General features: G+C 71.8%; 21 protein-coding genes. 6 read left to right on the top strand and 15 right to left on the bottom strand.

Annotated elements, in window-relative coordinates; translation table 11 throughout:
• The first annotated feature begins 291 nt into the window (after positions 1 to 291).
• From ACZ66Z_RS34910 to ACZ66Z_RS34900, 3 genes are all read left to right on the top strand, one after another.
• Positions 292 to 918: a hypothetical protein gene (locus ACZ66Z_RS34910; RefSeq protein ID WP_469939861.1), complete on the top strand. Its 627-nt coding sequence runs from the start codon at positions 292 to 294 to the stop codon at positions 916 to 918.
• Between the two features lie 37 nt (positions 919 to 955).
• Positions 956 to 3661 carry a helicase associated domain-containing protein gene (locus tag ACZ66Z_RS34905; protein ID WP_469939860.1) on the top strand — a complete coding sequence of 902 codons (2706 nt, stop codon included), beginning with the start codon at positions 956 to 958 and terminating at the stop codon, positions 3659 to 3661.
• Between the two features lie 288 nt (positions 3662 to 3949).
• Positions 3950 to 4672, top strand: coding sequence for a hypothetical protein (locus ACZ66Z_RS34900; protein WP_469939859.1), 723 nt, complete (start codon positions 3950 to 3952; stop codon positions 4670 to 4672).
• A gap of 304 nt (positions 4673 to 4976) precedes the next feature.
• Here the strand turns inward: ACZ66Z_RS34900 and ACZ66Z_RS34895 are convergent, their stop codons facing one another.
• Positions 4977 to 6605 (bottom strand): replication-relaxation family protein, encoded by a 1629-nt coding sequence (locus tag ACZ66Z_RS34895; RefSeq protein WP_469939858.1) that lies wholly within the window; start codon positions 6603 to 6605, stop codon positions 4977 to 4979.
• 725 nt (positions 6606 to 7330) lie between these two features.
• On the opposite strand from ACZ66Z_RS34895, the gene ACZ66Z_RS34890 reads away from it, so the two are divergent.
• On the top strand, positions 7331 to 7777 hold the full coding sequence (locus tag ACZ66Z_RS34890) for a hypothetical protein (protein ID WP_469939857.1): 447 nt from the start codon (positions 7331 to 7333) through the stop codon (positions 7775 to 7777).
• A 633-nt stretch (positions 7778 to 8410) separates the two neighbouring features.
• Here the strand turns inward: ACZ66Z_RS34890 and ACZ66Z_RS34885 are convergent.
• Both ACZ66Z_RS34885 and mobF read right to left on the bottom strand, forming a co-directional pair.
• Positions 8411 to 8758, bottom strand: coding sequence for a hypothetical protein (locus ACZ66Z_RS34885; RefSeq protein WP_469939856.1), 348 nt, complete (start codon positions 8756 to 8758; stop codon positions 8411 to 8413).
• Complete coding sequence (mobF, locus tag ACZ66Z_RS34880) at positions 8755 to 10578, bottom strand: MobF family relaxase (RefSeq protein ID WP_469939855.1); 1824 nt, start codon at positions 10576 to 10578, stop codon at positions 8755 to 8757. Before mobF ends, ACZ66Z_RS34885 begins: the two co-directional genes overlap by 4 nt.
• Before the next feature lie 159 nt (positions 10579 to 10737).
• Here mobF and ACZ66Z_RS34875 point away from each other — a divergent pair, with 159 nt between their 5' ends.
• Together ACZ66Z_RS34875 and ACZ66Z_RS34870 are read left to right on the top strand one after the other, a co-directional pair.
• Positions 10738 to 10938 carry a hypothetical protein gene (locus ACZ66Z_RS34875; RefSeq protein ID WP_469939854.1) on the top strand — a complete coding sequence of 67 codons (201 nt, stop codon included), beginning with the start codon at positions 10738 to 10740 and terminating at the stop codon, positions 10936 to 10938.
• A 147-nt stretch (positions 10939 to 11085) separates the two neighbouring features.
• Positions 11086 to 11391, top strand: coding sequence for a hypothetical protein (locus ACZ66Z_RS34870; protein ID WP_469939853.1), 306 nt, complete (start codon positions 11086 to 11088; stop codon positions 11389 to 11391).
• 266 nt (positions 11392 to 11657) lie between these two features.
• Here the strand turns inward: ACZ66Z_RS34870 and ACZ66Z_RS34865 are convergent, their stop codons facing one another.
• From ACZ66Z_RS34865 to ACZ66Z_RS34810, 12 genes are all read right to left on the bottom strand, one after another.
• Positions 11658 to 12536 carry a hypothetical protein gene (locus ACZ66Z_RS34865; protein WP_469939852.1) on the bottom strand — a complete coding sequence of 293 codons (879 nt, stop codon included), beginning with the start codon at positions 12534 to 12536 and terminating at the stop codon, positions 11658 to 11660.
• A gap of 115 nt (positions 12537 to 12651) precedes the next feature.
• Positions 12652 to 13293, bottom strand: coding sequence for a P-loop NTPase family protein (locus ACZ66Z_RS34860; RefSeq protein WP_128977351.1), 642 nt, complete (start codon positions 13291 to 13293; stop codon positions 12652 to 12654).
• A 205-nt stretch (positions 13294 to 13498) separates the two neighbouring features.
• Positions 13499 to 13681, bottom strand: a complete 183-nt coding sequence (locus ACZ66Z_RS34855) for a hypothetical protein (RefSeq protein ID WP_469939851.1) — start codon at positions 13679 to 13681, stop codon at positions 13499 to 13501.
• A complete protein-coding gene (locus ACZ66Z_RS34850) occupies positions 13678 to 14157 on the bottom strand; it encodes a hypothetical protein (protein WP_469939850.1) in 480 nt (159 codons plus the stop codon). Before ACZ66Z_RS34850 ends, ACZ66Z_RS34855 begins: the two co-directional genes overlap by 4 nt.
• On the bottom strand, positions 14157 to 14360 hold the full coding sequence (locus ACZ66Z_RS34845) for a hypothetical protein (protein ID WP_469939849.1): 204 nt from the start codon (positions 14358 to 14360) through the stop codon (positions 14157 to 14159). Before ACZ66Z_RS34845 ends, ACZ66Z_RS34850 begins: the two co-directional genes overlap by 1 nt.
• Positions 14361 to 14384: 24 nt before the next feature.
• Positions 14385 to 14621 carry a hypothetical protein gene (locus ACZ66Z_RS34840; protein WP_469939848.1) on the bottom strand — a complete coding sequence of 79 codons (237 nt, stop codon included), beginning with the start codon at positions 14619 to 14621 and terminating at the stop codon, positions 14385 to 14387.
• A 26-nt stretch (positions 14622 to 14647) separates the two neighbouring features.
• Entirely contained in the window at positions 14648 to 15097 is a 450-nt protein-coding gene (locus ACZ66Z_RS34835; protein ID WP_469939847.1) for an ASCH domain-containing protein, read from the bottom strand.
• A complete protein-coding gene (locus tag ACZ66Z_RS34830) occupies positions 15094 to 15771 on the bottom strand; it encodes a GGDEF domain-containing protein (RefSeq protein WP_469939845.1) in 678 nt (225 codons plus the stop codon). Before ACZ66Z_RS34830 ends, ACZ66Z_RS34835 begins: the two co-directional genes overlap by 4 nt.
• Before the next feature lie 91 nt (positions 15772 to 15862).
• Positions 15863 to 16174, bottom strand: a complete 312-nt coding sequence (locus tag ACZ66Z_RS34825) for a hypothetical protein (RefSeq protein ID WP_469939843.1) — start codon at positions 16172 to 16174, stop codon at positions 15863 to 15865.
• Positions 16175 to 16276: 102 nt separating this feature from the next.
• The gene (locus tag ACZ66Z_RS34820) at positions 16277 to 17227 is read right to left on the bottom strand and encodes an AAA family ATPase (protein WP_469939842.1); all 951 of its coding nucleotides are present in this window, start codon (positions 17225 to 17227) and stop codon (positions 16277 to 16279) included.
• Positions 17224 to 17565: a hypothetical protein gene (locus ACZ66Z_RS34815; protein ID WP_469939841.1), complete on the bottom strand. Its 342-nt coding sequence runs from the start codon at positions 17563 to 17565 to the stop codon at positions 17224 to 17226. Before ACZ66Z_RS34815 ends, ACZ66Z_RS34820 begins: the two co-directional genes overlap by 4 nt.
• The gene (locus ACZ66Z_RS34810) at positions 17562 to 18143 is read right to left on the bottom strand and encodes a hypothetical protein (RefSeq protein ID WP_469939839.1); all 582 of its coding nucleotides are present in this window, start codon (positions 18141 to 18143) and stop codon (positions 17562 to 17564) included. The genes ACZ66Z_RS34815 and ACZ66Z_RS34810 overlap by 4 nt, the downstream gene beginning before the upstream one ends.
• Positions 18144 to 18170: the final 27 nt, after the last annotated feature.

The raw sequence follows: 18170 nt of genomic DNA, 5'->3' as shown, positions 1-18170 counted from the left end.
GGGTCCGCTGCGCTCCCCCGCCTGACGGTCCTTCCGGCTGCGCCTCCAGTCCCTTGGGGCCCGCTGGCGCGGGCCGGGCTGGCTACGAGGGGGTGGGGGGTCGCTCGTTCGTGTGGGTTCCAGTGTACCGCGTGCATCCGTGAGATGCAGCATGTACCGTTGGCGGAAACACAGGACACCCCCAAACTACCCGGGGACCTCCCTCAATTCCGAGAGGAACGACCGCAGATGACCGGTCACCAGGAATCTACCGGACCCGATCCCGCGCTGAGCAGCGATTCTGTGCGCCGGGTGACGCAGTACCAGACGGCGGGCGTGAACGCCCGGTTGAGGCTGTTCGCGCTCCTGGAGGCGCAGGGCGTGGCCGCCAGCGAGGCGGACGACCTGGTGGCCGCGCTGGAGGCCGGGGCGGTCGCCGGGGCGCAGTGCCAGGTGGTGGAGCTGGACGGGATGGCGCCGGCCTCTCGGGGCGAGCTGTTCGAGGACGGCTGGGACGAGGGCGTCAGGACCGTGAGCGAGGCCCTGGTGGGCATCGCGGACCGGGAATGGTCCCGGCGCGGCGGCCGGTCGGCTGGGGCCGCTGAGCTGGCCGTACATATCGCGGACGTGAGGCAGCGTGAGCGGGCCGACCTGGTGCGCCTGGAGAGGTTCGTCCGGGAGGCCGTGCTGCCGGGCACCCACCCGCACACCACGGCGCGGCGCCGGGTGCTGGAGGCGCTGGGCGAGGCCGGCGGTCTGTGCACCGCGCGGACGCGGAACGCGGACGGGGACGTCATCGTGTGCACGCTCGCTGCCGGGCACTACGACCCGGACGACAAGCCGCCCTTCAAGGACGGGAAGCCGGGCGGCTGGCACAAGGCGGATGCGTCGATCTGGAACGACGCGGGCGCGGCCTGCATTCCGCACGCGGCCATCTGAAAGACCACAGGAATTTAGGCTTAGGGGAGGCAAGGAAATGTCAGCGATTCCGCTCAAGGAACACCAGGTAGACCAGCGCGCCGCGTTTCGCGGGTGGGTGGGATTCCCTGCAAGGTCATCTGTGCCGCCGCAGGGTGCCCGTGCCACGATCGTGTCAGCGACCGGCTCGGGCAAGACGATCATGGCCGCCGCGTGCGCGCTGGAGTCGTTCGCGGACGGGCGGATCCTCGTCACCGTCCCGACCCTGGACCTGCTCGCGCAGACCGCCCAGGCGTGGCGAGCAGTCGGCCACCGGGCCCCGATGGTCGCGGTGTGCTCGCTGGAGAACGACCCCGTGCTGAACTCGCTGGGGGTGCGCACCACGACCAACCCGATCCAGCTGGCCTTGTGGGCCGGGCACGGACCGGTCGTCGTGTTCGCCACGTACGCCTCTCTCGTGGACCGTGAGGACGTGGACGCTCCCGAGGGCCAGCGGAAGGTTCGCGGGCCGCTGGAGGCCGCCCTGGCAGGCGGGGAGCGGCTCTACGGCCAGCGCATGGACGGCTTCAACCTCGCGATCGTGGATGAGGCCCACGGAACCGCTGGTGATCTTGGTCGGCCGTGGGCGGCGATCCACGACAACGCCAGAATCCCGGCGGACTTCCGGCTCTACCTGACCGCGACCCCGCGCATCCTCGCCGCGCCCCGCCCGCAGAAGGGCGCGGACGGCCAGGAGCTGGAGCTCGCGACCATGGCCGACGACCCGGACGGGACCTACGGCGCGTGGATCGCAGAACTCGGACTCTCGGAGGCGATCGAGCGCGAAATCCTTGCCGGATTCGAGATCGACGTCCTGGAGATCCGCGACCCCTCCCCCGTCCTCGGGGAGACCGAGGAAGCCCGGCGCGGCCGGCGCCTGGCGCTCCTGCAGACCGCGCTCCTGGAGCACGCCGCCGCGTACAACCTGCGCACCGTCATGACGTTCCACCAGAAGGTCGAGGAAGCCGCGGCGTTCGCGGAGAAGCTGCCGGAGACGGCGGCCGCGCTGTACGTCAACGACGCCACCGACGAGGACTTGGCCGCCGCCGACAAGCTCCCGAAGTCCTCCATCGACGCGGAGTTCTACGAGCTGGAGGCCGGCCGCCACGTCCCGCCGGACCGGGTGTGGTCGGCATGGCTGTGCGGCGACCACCTCGTCAGCGAGCGGCGTGAGGTCCTGCGCCAGTTCGCCAACGGCATCGACGCCGCGGGCCGCCGGGTGCACCGCGCCTTCCTCGCCAGCGTTCGCGTCCTCGGAGAGGGCGTGGACATCACCGGCGAGCGGGGAGTCGACTCGATCTGCTTCGCCGACACCCGCGGCTCCCAGGTCGAGATCGTCCAGAACATCGGCCGCGCGCTCCGGCTCAACCGCGACGGCTCCACCAAGGTGGCCAGGATCATCGTGCCGGTGTTCCTGGAGCCCGGCGAGGACCCGACCGACATGGTCGCCAGCGCCAGCTTCAAGCCGCTCGTGGCCGTGCTCCAGGGCCTGCGCTCGCATGATGAGCGCCTGGTCGAGCAACTCGCCTCCAGGGCGCTCACGAGCGGGAAGCGCAAGGTGCACGTCCGGCGTGACGAGGACGGGCGGATCGTCGGGGCCGGCGGCGAGGGCGAGGACCAGGAGGACGACGACACCCAGGCCGCCGCCGAAGCCGCCCTGCTGCACTTCTCCAGCCCGCGCGACGCGGCGACCATCGCGGCGTTCCTGCGCACCCGGGTCTACCGGCCCGAATCGCTGGTGTGGCTGGAGGGCTACCAGGCCCTGATCCGGTGGCGGGCGGAGAACGAGATCACCGGGCTCTACGCCGTCCCGTATGACGTCGAGGTCGAGGTCGGCGTCACCAAGGACTTTCCGCTTGGCCGATGGGTGCATCAGCAGAGGAAGGCGCTGCGGGCCGGGGAGCTGGAAGAGCGGCGCAAGACGCTGCTGGACGCGCCGGAGGCCGGGATGGTGTGGGAGCCGGGCGAGGAGGCGTGGGAGAACAAGCTCGCCGCGCTGCGGTCCTACCGGCGGGCCATGGGGCATCTCGCGCCGCGTCAGGACGCGGTGTGGGGCGAGGGCGAGGCGATGGTGCCCGTCGGGCAGTACATGGCCAACCTCCGCCGCAAGGGCACGAAGAACGGGCTCGGGAAGGACGAGGACACCGCGGCCACCCGGGCCGCGCAGCTCGCCGAGATCGACGAGGACTGGAACTGCCCGTGGCCGCTGGACTGGCAGCGGCACTACCGCGTCCTCGCCGACCTGGTCGACGCCGACGGCGTCCTGCCGGCCATCGAGCCCGGGGTGCTGTTCGAGGGCGATGACATCGGGCGGTGGCTCCAGCGGCAGAAGAACCCGGGTACCTGGGCGCAGCTTCTGCCCGAGCAGCAGGAGCGGCTGGCGAAGCTGGGCGTGCAGCCCGCTCAGGCGCCCGCTCCCGCCCCGGCAGCCGCGCGCACGACGAAGGGCCCGAGCAAGACGCAGGCGGCGTTCCAGCGGGGCCTGGCGGCCCTTGCGCAGTGGGTGGAGCGTGAGGGCGACCGGCCGGTGCCGAGGGGGCACAGCGAACAGCTCGCCGTCGACGGTGAGGCGGAGCCGGTGACGGTGAAGCTGGGCGTATGGATTTCGAACACGAAATCGAGGAGGGACCGGCTGGACGCCGACCAGCTCGCCGCCCTCGCGAAGCTGGGCATGGACTGGGCGAAGCCCGTGACGGTCCCCCAGGTCGCCCCGAACAGCGTCTGACCGCTCCAGTGCCGTGACCAGACCCCGGGCCTCTTGGACGCTCGGGGTCCGGTGCTGTTCCGAGAGTGCAACGCGCTCCCCTACCCCAGCTCGGATCGGGTGTTTCCGCAGACCAGGGGTGCAACACGGCTCTGTTGCACCCTCCTTCTGTTGCACGGGGTGTTGCAGTCGCCGTGGGCCGGATGGATGAACGCCGGCTCTCTGGGCGTACCCGGGTGATCGGGTTGTCGGTTGTGGGTTGAGCGGACCATTCGGCCCGTGCATGGAGTCACTTCTGCGAGGCACATCATGGGACGTCACAAGCAGCACAAGCCGCGCCGCTCGCACGGTGGAAGCGAGCAGCCTGTCACGGGTGAGTCGGCCACGGAGTGGTTCGGCACCGCGTTCCACTCCACCGCGGGCATGCAGCACCTGGACGTGAGGCAGTCCGGCAACGGCATCCTGATCACCAGCACCCCGGCCGAGGTCGACGGCGTGCTGGCCGGGTGGCCGTTGCGGATCCGCAACGACGACGACGGCCAGGGGCTGAGCGAGCTGGGCACGGCGCTCGCCTCCGGTCGGCCGCACGGCGTCGTCGGGGAGACCGGGCCCGGGTACGAGCGGGTGCTCATGTTCATCCCGAACCATCCCGAGGAAGCCGTCGGCACCCTGGCCCGGCTCCGCACCGAGACCGGCCCCGACGGCGCCATCGTCTTCGAGCGGCGTGCGGAGCGGCCGATGGCGCTGTGGGCCGAGGCAGGGGAGAACCTGATCCGGATCGTCCCGCTCCTCGGTCCGGACGCGCCGCCGGCCGACGAGCCCGAGGAGAGCACACCGTGCCCCGGCTGCTACCGCCCCGTCTACGAGAGCTCCTCTTCCGGCACGCTCATCGGCGCCGGCCCGCTCCCAGTGATCGGCCTGTGCAGGCTGTGCGCCAACGGCACGACGCTGCGCTCCCTGCGCCAGGCCGACGTACCGCTGGACGCAAGGCAGCGCACCGTACTGGAGAGCGTGGCCGCCGCCCTGGTGTAGCAGCCGGGTTCCCTGGTTGGTCGGACTTCTGTGGATACCCGGGTCTCCCTGGGTGTCTAACAGAAGTAGTCGGCGTGATTTCCACCCCTTGACTAGCCCTCTGACGTGCAGGTTCACACGTATCCGGGATGCGCTGGGGGCAAGTTGTAGAGCAAGTTGAAAGGCAAGTTGAAGGGCTAGTTGTAGAGCAAGTTGAAAGGCAAGTTGTAGGGCAAGCTCCGTTGCCGCCCCTGATTGCCACCGCTCCCGGGCAGGCGTCCCGTCCGGGATGCCTGCCCGGGAGGCCGGCCGGGGCTTGCCTGGGTCACCTGCGGAAGCGGGAGTACCAGCGGCCCTCCGCCTTCTGCTCGGGCACAGCCGGCTCCTGCTCCTGGTCGCGCTCCTCCTGCCGGGGGCTCACCCCCCAGGCCCGGTCCAAGTCCTCGAACCGCTGGTCGCAGTCCCCGCACAGCGACGGGTTCTTCGCCGGGGAAGCAGTCCAGCCGACACGCTTGGTCGCCTTCCACCGTTCGTCGGTGAACGCGGCACCGCACTCGGTGCAGACGGGACGCTCGGGGGCGGGCCAGAAATCGTCCGACCCTGCCTCGCCGCGTACCGGCTCCTGGCGCTCCTGCGTGACAGCCGCTGGGCTGACGACGGTACCGGCCTTGCAGGTGTCGCACAGGTGCGGGTGGGAGTCCTTCGTGGCTCCCCAGTCCTTCGGCTGTACCGCCTCCCAGCGGGCGTCGGTGAACTTCGCTCCGCAGGCGGTACAGACGGGACGGCGTGCCTCGCGCTCGGCTGCCTGCTTCGCGGCCTGCTCCTGGGCTGCCCTCCGCAGGTCCGCCTGGTACGCCGCCGCGCGTGCCTTGGCCTCCTCTGCCTCGCGGGCTTCGGCAGCCTCAAGGCGCGCGTTGCCGATCGCCTCCAGGAGGGTTTGCGGGCCGCTGCGTCCGAAGCGGGCGAACACCTCCCCGGCCGGGCCGTGCTGGCGCAGCTGGTTCAGCCCGACCGCGATGATCGGGATCTTCCGGTCGTAGAGGTAGTGGCCGCCGCGCTGCCGCTCCCCCTGCCACAGGTGGCGGGTCAGCTCTTGCAGGCGCGGGACGGTGAGGTTGGGGTTGCGCTCACCGACGCGGTTGAACACCAGCAGCACGGGCGGGTGCGGCGTTTCGTACCGGCCCTCGGGGGCCGTCCAGCGCGTACGCCACATCGGCCGCTCACGGCCGTCGGTGTCCTTCACCTGCCGCTTGAAGAAGCGGGCGTACTTCTCCAGCTTGGCGGCGAGCTCCTCGGCGGTCTCGTGGCAGTTGTCGACCTCGATGAACAGCAGCGGCACCCCGTCCTGCGGGGCGGTGAGCACGAGGTCGGCCTGGGCGCCGCCCTTGCCGGGCGCGTTCCAGGTGCCGGTCGCCGGGAGCGGGACCTCGGTCCAGTACGAGGCGATGGTGCCGATGCCGTCCGGGGAGTCGACGGCGGCCTGGGCGGCGGCCTGGACGTGAGCCGGGTCCTTGGTGAGCCTGGCCATGTTCGGCTTCGGGCGCAGCATCGCGATCACGGTCTCGTTGACGGCCATCGGGTGAGAGGCCCCTGAGGAGCCCGCGCCGCGTGCGGTGGAGCCCATCTCCGTCACCGGCCGGTTCAACTCGTAGGAGGCAGCCTGCAGGCCCTTGGGGGTCAGGTTCCGCAGGGCGTCGCCCGTCTCGGTGGAGCCGCCGTTCTCGGACAGGCCGTGCGCCCGCATGTCGGAGAGCGCAGCCGTGTGCGAGGCGGTGCGGGCCTGCTTCTGCTTCGACGGGGTCTCCTTGTCGGCGTGCCGGAACGTCAGGTGCGGAGCGCCGATCCGCTGGATCTGATCCGCCGTGGCGACCTTCAGCGCTCCGAGCACGCGCAGCACGTCGCCGCGGTAGCTGTTCGTCGACCCCGCCGGGTTGGTCTTCCGCTTCCCCGCCATCAGCTCTGCTCCCTCGTCGCTCGCGACCGGCCGCCGGCCAACCGCCGCCGCCGCCGCTGCTGCTGCTGCTGCCGCTGGCCGCGCCCGGCCGGGGAGGGCATCCGGGCCCCCCGGAACCCGATGCTCTCCTCCAATGCGGACATCAGGAGGAGAGAAGAGGGTTGTGACGGCGCAATTTTCGCGGTCATTGTGGCCCTGACAAGGGGTTTTCCTCCGGCCTGGGGTGCCGGGCACCAAAGGGGGTTCCCAAGGGCCCTCCCAAGGCGGCACCCGGGGATCCCCCTTGGGCCTGCACCACGCGGGCCGGCCTTCCGGGAGGATCGGCCCGACCGGCGGTGCTGCCCGGCCTCCGGATAGGTGGTCGTCATCGTCTGGTCTCCTTCGCCGGCCCCGGCCGGGGTGGTCGGGGCGAAGGAGCAGCGTGCAACCGACCCCCTTGTCCGCGGTCTGACCGGTGCCGGTAGCGGACGCTGTCCAGGGGAAACGTGGCTGTGGCCGGGGCGGTAGCAGAGGTGGACAAGGGGTCAGAGCCGGATTCGAGCTCGGGCCGACCCTGCCGGACAAGGGGGCCACGTTTGCCCCTTGCAGTGCCGATTCGTCCGGTTCGATCTGAGGGGGAGAGTTCTCCCCCGTCGGCGGCCGGACTCTGTCCACAGGGCCGCAGATCGAGGGTGTCTTCGAGGCCGCCGCGATCAGCGGGGCGGCCCGACGATGAGGAGCCACCCATGCCCGAGAACACCGTCACCACTCCGCTCGCCCCGATGGGGCCGGAGGACGTCTTCGACGCCTTCGCCTACATCCAGGCGATCCATGCCGACGACATCGACACCGCCGGCGCGGTCGCCGACGACATCGGCCCGGAGCAGCTGTGCCGGATGCTCGTGGACGTCGCCGCGCGCGTCTTCATCCCCATCACCGCCGAAGACGACCACGACGGGGAGCCGTGCGCGCACTCCTTCCTGGCCGCCGCGCTCGGACGGCTGCTGCTGGAGCTCGTGTGCCACGGCGTGTGCCTGGCCAACGCGCGGAACGTCGCCCGGACCATCATCCTGTTCACCGAGAACATCCTCACCGAGGACCACGGCGACGTCGCCGACGTCCTGCGCCAGCTGGAGGCCGCGGGGATGAAGCAGGCGATGGAAGCGCACCCGGCGCACCGCACCACCGCGTAGCCGCACCTCCGGGACGGTGGTGGTGCGGTGCGCGTCCCCGGCGCACCGCGCCACCGTGGTGCGCTCCACCCGCACCACCGCACCGCACCACTCCACCGTGGTGCGCTCCACCGCACCATCGAGACCGCACCGCCGGGCGTCGGCGGTGCGGTCTCCCGGCATCACCGCACCGCGCCGGGGCGCGCCCCGACCGGGCGGGCTCCTCTATCACACACCCCCTTGACCGCGACCTGATCGCAAGCCGAAACCGGCGATGGCAAGGAGAAACGTCGCGTTAGCAGAGGTGGTCAAGGGGGGAGTGTGGCGGAGCCGGACAAGGGGGTCGCGGCGGCGGGCGCACCGGTGCGGTGCGGAGCCTCGGGTGCGGCGCACCGGTGCGCGCAAGAGTGCCGGGCATCGTCAGAGTGGTGCGGTGCCGGGCGCGGTGGCGCACAACGCGGTGCGCACCACGGTGGAGTCGATCGTCGTCCGGCGCACCGGAGTGGACTCCACTCGGTGGAGTCCACCCGGTGGAGTCCACCCGGTGGAACCCACTCAGTGGAACCCACCGAGTGGAGCCCACTCGATGTTCTGCATCTGGTGGCGATGCGCGACATCGGGTGGACTCCATCGAGTGGACGGTGCCCGACCTCGTCACCACAGCCAGGCGTTGGAGTGCCGCACTCGGGACAGTGCGCGAGCATCGCGGCGCGCGGCCGCGTTGCCGATCCGGTTCTGCCGGGAGCAAGGCCGGCGCGAGTTCCTCGCGGCGAGGCGGCGCTTGGCGGCGTCCTGGAGTCGCTTGCGCTGCTTGCGCAGCTCCGCCTTCTTCGCCGCCTTCGACTTCGGCTTCCGCGGACGCTTCCAGATCGGCTGCCACCCCACTGGCTCGTCGGCTTCGAGCTCCTGGTCCTCGTCGAGCGCGGCGGCCATCTGCTCGCGGGCGGCACGAGCACGGGCGAGGGCTTCGTCGGGGTTGGGGCGTTCTTCCGGTGTGCTCACGTGACTCCTCCTGCGGTTCGGCCCGGCATGTGATGGGTGCCGGGCTGTTGGGTGTGCGGCGGCAGGACTGCCGCCGGGGCGGGTTGCGGGCGCAGGTTGTGGGCGGCTTCGCGCGCCCGCCGGCTGTCCTGGAGCGTGGCGGCCACCTGCGCGGCGGCGGCTTCCAAGGTCTGGCGGGTCCGCTCCACCGTGTCGACGCCGGTCTCCTGCTCCAGGACGCGGCCGTCCTTCCGGCCGTCGCGGAACGGCCGCGGGCGCGACCTCGAGGTGGCAGGCACGGCGACGGCGTACGGGCGGGGGCGGGAGCCCAGGCGTTCCGCACGGCGCGCAGCGTGGACCCGGGCGGCCAGGGCGTCGGCGGCGAGGCGTGCCCGTTCGTACTGAGTCGCCGTGCGGTTGCGGGTCAGCGGGCGCAGCACGGCCTGGTCCTCGGTGTCGCGCGGGTACAGGGCGCGCAGGTCGGCGGTCATCCTGCGGCCGCGCCCGACGGGCCGGGTGTGGTCGTCGACGGCCGCCTGCACGATCCGTTCGTCCAGGCCGGGTTCGTGGCGGCGGCCGCGCAGGACATAGGAGAGGTGGCGGCGGGCCTCGGCGAGGAGGTGATGGCGCGCGAAGGCGCCGCGCATCACGTACACCACGGCGACGACGTCGACGGCCGCCAGGGCGAGGTCGACCACCGGCCGCACCCGCGCCCACACCGCCGCGGCTGCCGCCCGCGCCCGCTCGGCGAGCCGGTAGACGGTGCAGGCGCCGAACGCCCGGATCGCCGAAGCACGCCATCGCGTCCGCAGCTCGGTCAGCGACAACAGCTCGGTGCGCTTCGGCGAGCGGGTCTGGTCGGCAGCCTGACAGGCCAACACGTAGCCGGCCCGCTCCCCTGGCTCGTGCCCCTGCCGCTCCTCGTACCTGGCGGTGATGACGGACAGCGCGTCTTCGATCTGCTGGCGGCGGGTCGACTGCCAGCCGATCAGCCGCCGATCGATCCCGGCGATGTCCATCACGGGCCGGCGGCCGGGCGTCACCTCGCGCGGCTCCCACGCCCACCCGAGCCGCGCCGTCACCTCCTCCATGAAGTGCAGGAGGTAGAGAGTGTCGGCCGCGACGATGTGGGTCATCAGCGAGTCGGCCGACAGGTTGCCCCACTTCCCGTCGTGCGGCCGCCGGGCGCGGACCGACACCACCGCGTGGCTGTGGAGCAGCGGCCTCGATTCCGTGGCCCTGGACTCGTAGTGCCGGAACACCGCGACGACCAGCCCGTCCTTGACCCGGGCCCGCTGCTTGCCGCCGGCCTTCCAGCGGATCTCGGCGACCGACTCCTCCAGCCACGCCAGGGTCTTGTCGCGGGCGATGCCGTCGCACAGCTCCAGGACCCGGCGGTGCTCGTCGTCCATCAGGGCCCACGCGATGTGTGCCGTCGGCGGGGGCCGGAACACCAGGTCGAAGGCCAGCCAGGGCGTGCGCTCCTTGGCCTTGTCGGTCTTCGGGGAGCGGTTGTGCTCGATGGGCCTGCCCAGCACGGTCGCCCGCCGCGCCTGCGCCGGGCTCTTGCCCTGCGCCAGGAGCTCGCGCTCGATCCGGTCGGCGTCCGGGTGCCGGCCTTCCCCCAGGAGGAGCTCGGCCTGCCGCTCGGTCACCACGTCCCCAGCCTTGAGGCCGAGGGCGGCCAGGCCCCGGCCCTTCCACACGCCGGGCGGGACACCGGCCTCGTCCTGGGCGTCGCGCAGCGACGTGCCCGCCCGGCGGTGGCCGTCGCCGACCATCACGCCACGGAAGAGGTAGCGCACCCCGGCCCCCGGGCGAACTGGCGACATGCTGATCATCGGCCCATGGAACCCCGGCTCTGACCTGCGCAGAAGTGTTATCCGGGGCCGGTCCCGCAGGGCGGGAGGGCATCACCAGATCTTTACCGGAGCGCCCGCCAGGCGGGCCGCGGGGACAGCCCGAGACGGTAAGCCGCCGGTGTGTGCACAGTCCGCCGCATGACCACCGAACTGCTCCACGGAGACCTCTGCCCGCTGTGCCACCGCCCTCTCAGGCTGGTCCCGGACGTCATCGTCTGCTCGGCCGGCGTGCCGTACCCCACCCGGACCGACTACCTGCCCCACTGCGACAGCTGCACCAGCGACCCGCTCAACTCACAGAAGTGGAACGACGCGATGAACGCCCGCGACGAGAGCTGACCCGGACCGTGCGAATGCTGCGCCACGACCTCATCAACACCACCCAGCACGACTGAGCACCACGTAACCGACGCCCTTCAACACGAACAGCCACCACCGCCCCCGGCCGACCGGCCGGGGGCTTCGTGCGTCCTGGAGGAGTTCGCCGTGCCCACGTACGAGACCCTGCCGCGCTTCACCGCCGACCTGGACCGTCTCACCCCGGAACAACGCCGCAAGTTCCGTCAGACCGTGGCAGCCTTCGTCGAGGACCTGCGCGCCGGAGGACGCTTCCGCGCTGGCCTTCGCATCAAGCGTGTTCAACGGGCGACCGGGATCTTCGAACTCACCTGGTCCATGGGCGCCGGCCCCGCAGGACGCGCCACGTGGCAATACGGACCAGCACGTCGCCCTGACACCCCGCACGTGATCTGGCGTCGCATCGGCACCCACGACATCCTCACCGGCCCGTAGCGCCTCACCGTCTCGCTGTCCGCGCGCACGGCACTGGCGCGTACGCGCGGTCCTTGCCTCGGGGCAGGTGAGCGTCGGCCTCACCCCGCAGGCGGCCCAGGCGGTGGTCGCGGCCCTCACCGCCCGGCCCGTTGTCGCAGCGCGCGGCAAGCGGCGGGGGCTCGGTCCGGGGTTCAAGGGTGTCGCCTCACGCTGACTGCCCGAGCTGCTGCCGCCAAAAATCGCGGGACTTCCCCAATTGGGGAAGTCCCGCTCAACCGCAGGGGTCAGTCCTCAACCAGCTCTGCGTCGACGATGCCGTCCTCATCGACGGCGTCAGCGTCGACGTTGCCATCGGGGGCGGCGTCCGCGTCCACCTTCACCTTGCTGAGGATCCGGCCGATGCGGCGGATGGCGTCCTGCTGCCGCTGGGCTTCTTCGCTGCTACGGGCCTTACGTGCGGCCTTGTCCTCCATGGCGTTCTCGATTGCCTGCCGCGCCACGTTCAGCAGCTCGAGTGCGCCGTCTACGGGATCTGGGCTCCGTCTGGGCATGCCGCCCTGCTCGGGTGCCGTTTCGGTCCGCTGCGTGGGCATCACCGGGTCGGGTGCGGTCGTCCAGGCGGCGCTGATGACCTGGCTGCGCTCCGCCGGGTCGGAGACTCCCTTGGCGGCCGCCACCGCCTTCTTCACTCGCTGCTGGACCTGGTTGGCGACAAGCCGGACCCCGCCTGCCTGGTGGGCCCAGTACAGCTCGGCGTAGGCACGCGCGGCCTCTTCGTCGCTGGTGCGTTCCGCGTACGGCTGCAGCTTTCGCAGGTGGCTGTCGGGCAGGGGTCGGCCGAGTTCCTTCTGTACGGTCTGCGCCAGGCGCCAGGTCTTCTGGAGACGGTCCGCCTCGCTGGTCGAGAGGCCGTCGTGCTCCTGCTGGAGGTACTGCTCCCAGGTGCGGGTGCCGTCGCCGCGGTACAGGCGGCGCCTTCGGACCACTTCCAGGGAGTAGCCGAGCATCCAGCGGGCTGTGCGGGCGTTGTCGACGGCGCGGTGCGCCTCGGCAAGGAGACGCTGCTCGTGCTCGTCGAGCGGGCCGTTCGCGGTCTCCGGCGTGGCGTCCACGTCGGGGAGGGTCAGTCCCCAGTGCTCCATCGTGAAGGGCTGAGCGCGCATCTGCGGAGGTTCGGCGGGCTGGTCCGGCACAGCCAGGCTCCCCGGCGTGGGACTCGCGCTGTCGGCGGGAGGCTGCTGGGCTCCTTTGCCGGCCGCCGCACGGAAGTCACGACGCTTAGACACTCTTGATCAGCCCCCGGTCCTGCAGCTCGGTGACCAGCTCGCCGAACGGTCCCCGGGCCGCGTTCTCCACCGGGAAGCCGGTGGCCTGCTTGATGTCGTCCAGGACCGGGATCTTCACCGTGAGCACGTTGTAGTCGTCGTCGGCGAGCAGGCCCCGGATCTCCTTCTCGCTCCGGACGTTGGGGCGGACTCGGTTGAGGAGCACCCACATCGGCGGGGCCGTGCGTGAGGGCCTGTCGAACGCGGAGCGGCCGACCATCGTCTTGACCGGGGTGGAGGTGCGCGGCTGATGGACGCGCTGGTAGTCGGCCATGGACGGTTCCATGTGGATGAGGACCAGGTCGGCGACCTTGAGCACGCTGTCCGCGATGTGCGGGTGGTTCTCGGTGTGGCCGACGTCGACGATGTCGATCCCGGCTTCCCCGAGCGGCGTGTACTCCTCGGCGAACTTCGCGGAGGCGTTGTGCTTCACCGGGAAGGGGAAGCCGGCGAGCTCGGACCACTGCGTGAGGTGTTCGGACTCGTCCGCATCCCAGAGCTGCACGCGGTATCCGGCCTCGTGGAATGCGTGTCCCATCATGCCGGTGTCGGTCGTCTTGCCCATGCTTCGTGGGCTGATGTTGGCGATGAGCACGGCGCGGCTCTCTCCTCATGCAGTGGCTACGTTCCGCAAGATGCTGCCACGTCTCCCCCGGCTCAGTGACCCGCACCACGTCACAAAGAGCTGCCCGGCGTTCCGGCGATCTTCAACTGGCGCGAGGGTGACCGCCGTAGGAGATCGGGCCGGAAACAAAAAAGGGCCCGTGCCCCGCCAGATCGGCGGGGCACGGGCCGTAGCGCTACCGGGTAGCGGTGTCGGTGACCACGAGGAACTCGTCGCTGCTGAGGTCCATGACGACGCGGGCGTCGGTGCCCTGGGCTCGCTGGGCGGCGGCGTACTCGTCGGCGGGCCAGGAGCCGCGGGGGTGGCCGGCGGGGAACCGTTCCAGGACGGTGCGCTGCGCGGGGAGGGCGGTCGTCATCGGAGGTCACCGTTCTCGTAGGCGTCGATGAGGTCGCCGATCGCGTCGGCGGTGGCGGCCTCGCCGACCCAGCGGCCGGACGCGGTGAAGACCGGGACCTGGTCGCGGTCGGCGTCGAAGACGACGACGTAGTTCCCGAACCGCTCCAGCACGAGGCCGTAGACCACGGGGGCCGGGGCGGCCTCGAGGACCTCCAGGCCGTCGACGGTGAAGTGGGCGGGCGCCTCGGGTCCGTCGGGCGGGACCAGGGTGCCGGTGACGCGTACGAGGTCGCCGGGCTGGATCTCGCGCAGCAGGACTTCGGCGATGCGCGGGTCGCCGGTGGTGCAGGCGTACACGGTGTCCGGGGTGTCGGGGGCGATCCGGTCCGCGTCGACAGGGGAGTGGATCAGGTCGAAGCGGGCGGTGCCCCAGCTGGTGCCGGGGGCCGGGATCGCGTCGACGTAGCCGTCTATGGCCAGGTGCTTGGTGTCCATCAGCTGGCCTCCGCCAGGGTCTCGGTGGAGCGAGGGGAGCGGGGTCGGGTGGTGCGCTGCGCGAGGACCAGGAGCTCGCGGTTGCGCTTGCGCTGTGCGTCGGTGAGCGGGCGGGCCTTGGCGCCGTGGCGGTGCCAGAGCGGGGAGGCCGGCGGCTCGGGATAGGCAAGGGTGTGGTCGACGTCGGGCTGGGTGCTGCTCATGGGGGCCTCCGTCTGGAGGAGAGGTCAGGCGTGGTCGGTCGTCGCGCCGCCCTTGGGCGGATCGGAGACGAACCGGGTTTCGCCGGGGTGCGCCGCGTTCCAGAGCTCCGCGCAGATCTTGTGAACGGCCTCTTTGGCGTGGGACCTCAGCGGGGTGGTGGTGCCGCACAGCACGCACGGGGCGGGCGGGCCGAAGTGCCGGCCGTCGCGCCAGTTCAGGAGCTGGACCGGCGCGACGGGTTGTTCCGGCTGTGCGGGCACCGCACGCAGGTGGCGGCGCCGGGCGGTCACGGTCGCAGGTCGGGCAGTTGCTGGAGGACCTGGGCGACGAGGTCCGGCGTCGGTCTCCACGCGGGGAGCGCGCCGGTGGCGGGCACCGGGAGAGGGAGCTCACGAACGTCGTCGAGGACCAGGTGGTGCGCGTCGCGCTGCGCCCAGGGGCTGGTGCAGCGCTCGGGCCCCAGATCGAGGTGGCAGTCGGTGAGCCGGGCGACGCCGATGACCGCGCCGCGGTGCAGCTCGCGGCCGCGGATCGCGGTGGCCACCAGCGGCTCACGCAGCAGGGCGGGGTCCGGCTTCGCCTTCCCGGCGTGGATGAGGACCCAGCCGCGCCACGGCCAGTGGGCGGACCGGTTCTCGATGTGCTTCCCGGCGAGGATGCAGGTGGCCCAAGGCTGGCGGATCGTGATGCCCCGCACCCAGGCGCCCGGGTCGGCGAGGAGGGTGGGGTCGCTCATGCCGCCCGTCCCCACACGGCCGTGCCGGGCCTGCCCGCGCGGCGCCCGTTGACGGACGGCACGGAGGCGTGCGCGGTGGTCGCCAGGACCGCCCGGCCGGAGTGCTTGCCGTCGTACAGGGCGGCGTCGGCGGCCCGCTGCAACGCGGACAGGTCGCGGGAGCCGACGGCGTCAGGGGTGGCGGCGCCGACCGAGGCGGCGACGTCGACGGTGCGGCCGTCGTCCAGGGCGACCGGGGTGTGCAGCATCCGGACCAGCTGCTCCAGGCGGAGAGCGCGGCGGTCGGAGGGCAGCTCCAGGACGACGGCGAACTCGTCGCCTCCGAGCCGGCCGACCGCAGCGCGCGGGCCCGCCCAGGCCGTGAGCCGTGCCGCGATCGACGTGAGGACGGTGTCGCCCGCCGCGTGCCCGAGCCGGTCGTTGATCTCCTTGAACCTGTCGGCGTCGACCATGACTACGGTCGTGTCGCCGCCGTGGCGGGCCAGGAGCCGGCAGGCGCGGGCGGTGTAGGCGTCGCGACGCATGAGGCCGGTCAGCGGGTCCTTCCGGGTCGCCGCGAGCTTGCGGTGCAGCGCCAGGGCGTGCACGGTCCAACCGGTCAGTGGCAGGGCGGCGGTGGTGATCAGGAGGGTGCGCGGGCCGAACCGGCCCCAGGTGTGCAGGACGGAGTCCATACTGAGGATCTCCCTCTCGTCTCGTACGGGTTGGGTGGGCCCGGGACAGCCGTCGAAGCCGGTCAAGCAGAGCGGCTGTCCCGGGGCAGAGCTACATCTCGAAGGGCGTGGAGTTGAGCCAGCTGTACGGGTTCCTCCAGGGGCCGGCCTTCGCGGCGGGCCAATCGAGCTCCCAGCCGGGCCGGTATCCGCAGGCCGACCAGCCGTCCGGGCTTCCGTGGGGGATCTCGCGGCCGGCTTCCGCAGCGGCGCGTGCCGCGTCGTAGACCTCCTGCGCGGCCTTCACGGCGGCGGCGCGGCTACTCGCCCAGCCGGTGAAGACGTGCACCCCGCGCAGGGTGGGCGTCTCGGTGCTCCGTATGGGGACGTCGACCTCGAAGTACGGGGGCTGGGGCTGGGTCATGACGTCCATCTCCTCTCGTGATCGCGGTGGTTGAGGGACCACCGCGACCGCCCCGGCCGCGGCGGTGAGCCGGGGACGGGGCCGGGGCGGCACGGAGGTCCGTCAGCCGTGGATCGCTTCGAGGGCCTGCGCCTCGAGGTCGGGGTCGTCGACCTCATCGTCCTGGTCGTCGTTGTCCGGGCCATGGACGGTGCAGACGATGTCGTCGCGGTGGTCCAGGTCGCCGGTGAGCGCCCGGTGGAGGCAGGTGACGCTGAAGGCCGGCGTCCAGGCGGTGGCGCTGCAGTCGGGGTCGAACGGGCACGGCACGCGCACGTCGAACCCGATGTCGCCCTCGCCGTCGACGTCCAGGCGCAGCGCGAGGGTCAGGGACTGCTGGCCGAGGCGGACCTCGCCGACACGGTCGCCGTCGGCGATGTCGGAGTCGTCCTTCCACTGCCACATCGGCAGGATCTCCTCGCCGAAGAAGCGGCGTACGAGGAGCAGGTGGCCCAGGCCGTCGCCGCCGTCCAGGCCGAGGTCGGCCTGGCGGGCCGCGCTCAGCCGCCGCAGGTACGGCTCCAGCCGGTTCAGGTCGTGGGCGAAGAGAACCTGGGTGAAGCCCTCCCGGGCGAGACTCTGGTGGGAGAAGGTCATCGCCTCGTGCTGACGCCGGACGACGACGTCGGGCACGCGCCGGTTGGCCGGGCGCGGGTGCTGGCGCTGGAGACACAGCGACAGCGGCGTGGAGACGACGACCGCGACCGTCGGCACGCCATACTTCTTCGCCGTCATCACCAGCTCGACCCTGATGGCCTCCTCCACGTTGGTGGCGTCGATGACCGTGTTCAGGCGGCGGGCCATCCGGCGTTCCAGGATGAGCTTGAGGACGTCGGCGGCGTCGGCGGTGGCAGCCTGGTCGCCCGGGTCGTCGCTGACCGTGCCCCTCAGAGTGTCGAGAGAGAGGACCTGGGAGGCCGGCCAGGTGCGGGCCAGGGTGCTCTTCCCGGCGCCGCTCGCGCCGATCAGCACGACGAGCGCGTTCTCCGGAAGCTGCGGCTGGGTCTGGCTCACGTGTCGTCTCCTTGCGGTTCAAGGGCGCGGGCGGCCCAGGTCATGCGCTGCCCGGCGTTGTCGGTGATCAGAGCGGCGGCCTCGTACAGGGAGCGGGAGGCGACACCGTCGCGGTAGAGCTCGAGCTGCTCCGCCCGGCGGGCGGCGGTGCTGACGAGCTGGGCGAGCGCGGGGAAGAGGCCGCCGGGGACGTCGATGTCCTCCTGGAGCTCGCGCAGGATCGCGGCGAGCTCGGGGGCGGCGATGTCGTCGGCGGTCAGGTCGTCCTCGATCTGCTGGAGGGCGAGCTGGGCGATCCCGACCGAGGCGCGGACGCGGTCCAGGCGGGTGCGGCTCACCGGCGGCCGCCGGGGCGGGTGGTGAGCCAGGTGGTGACGGCGGCGGCGCCGATGCCGATGGCGCGGTGGAGTGCCGCGTCCAGCTCCATCCACGCACTGCCCGGCCCGGTGATCTCCTTGGTGACCGCGCCTTCGTCGTCGAGCCGGACCGCCTGGCAGTGCTCGATGTAGCCGGTCTTCTTAGTCTTCTTCGCCAGCCACAGCAGTACGGCTCCACGGTCGATCGCGGCGTGCGTTCCGGCGTTGATGGCCGCGCCGGCGAGCAGCGCGCCGGGGGTGACGCGGTAGCCGAACGCGCGGGTGATCGCGACGGTCGCCCCGAGCTGCACGGCCGTGTACGACGCGACGTGGCAGGCCACCGCGCGCCTGCCAAGGGTGCTGGTGGTCATGGTCGGGCGGGTGGAGTCCGGCGTGGCGGGGGAGCCGTCGGCGTGGACCAGGTCCTTGCCGTACAGCCGCTTCCGCGAGGCCGTCTTGCTGCCCTGGACCCAGTGGTCACAGGCAGGATGCAGCTCGCCGAAGGTGGCCAGCAGGGTGCCGAAGAGGGCCAGGCGCTCGATGGTGAGGTGTCGGGGCATGCTGGAGTTCTCCTGATCTCGGATCTG

Source organism: Streptomyces sp. NPDC107498, from assembly GCF_055582805.1.
This window is presented reverse-complemented; position numbering and strand designations above follow the sequence as displayed.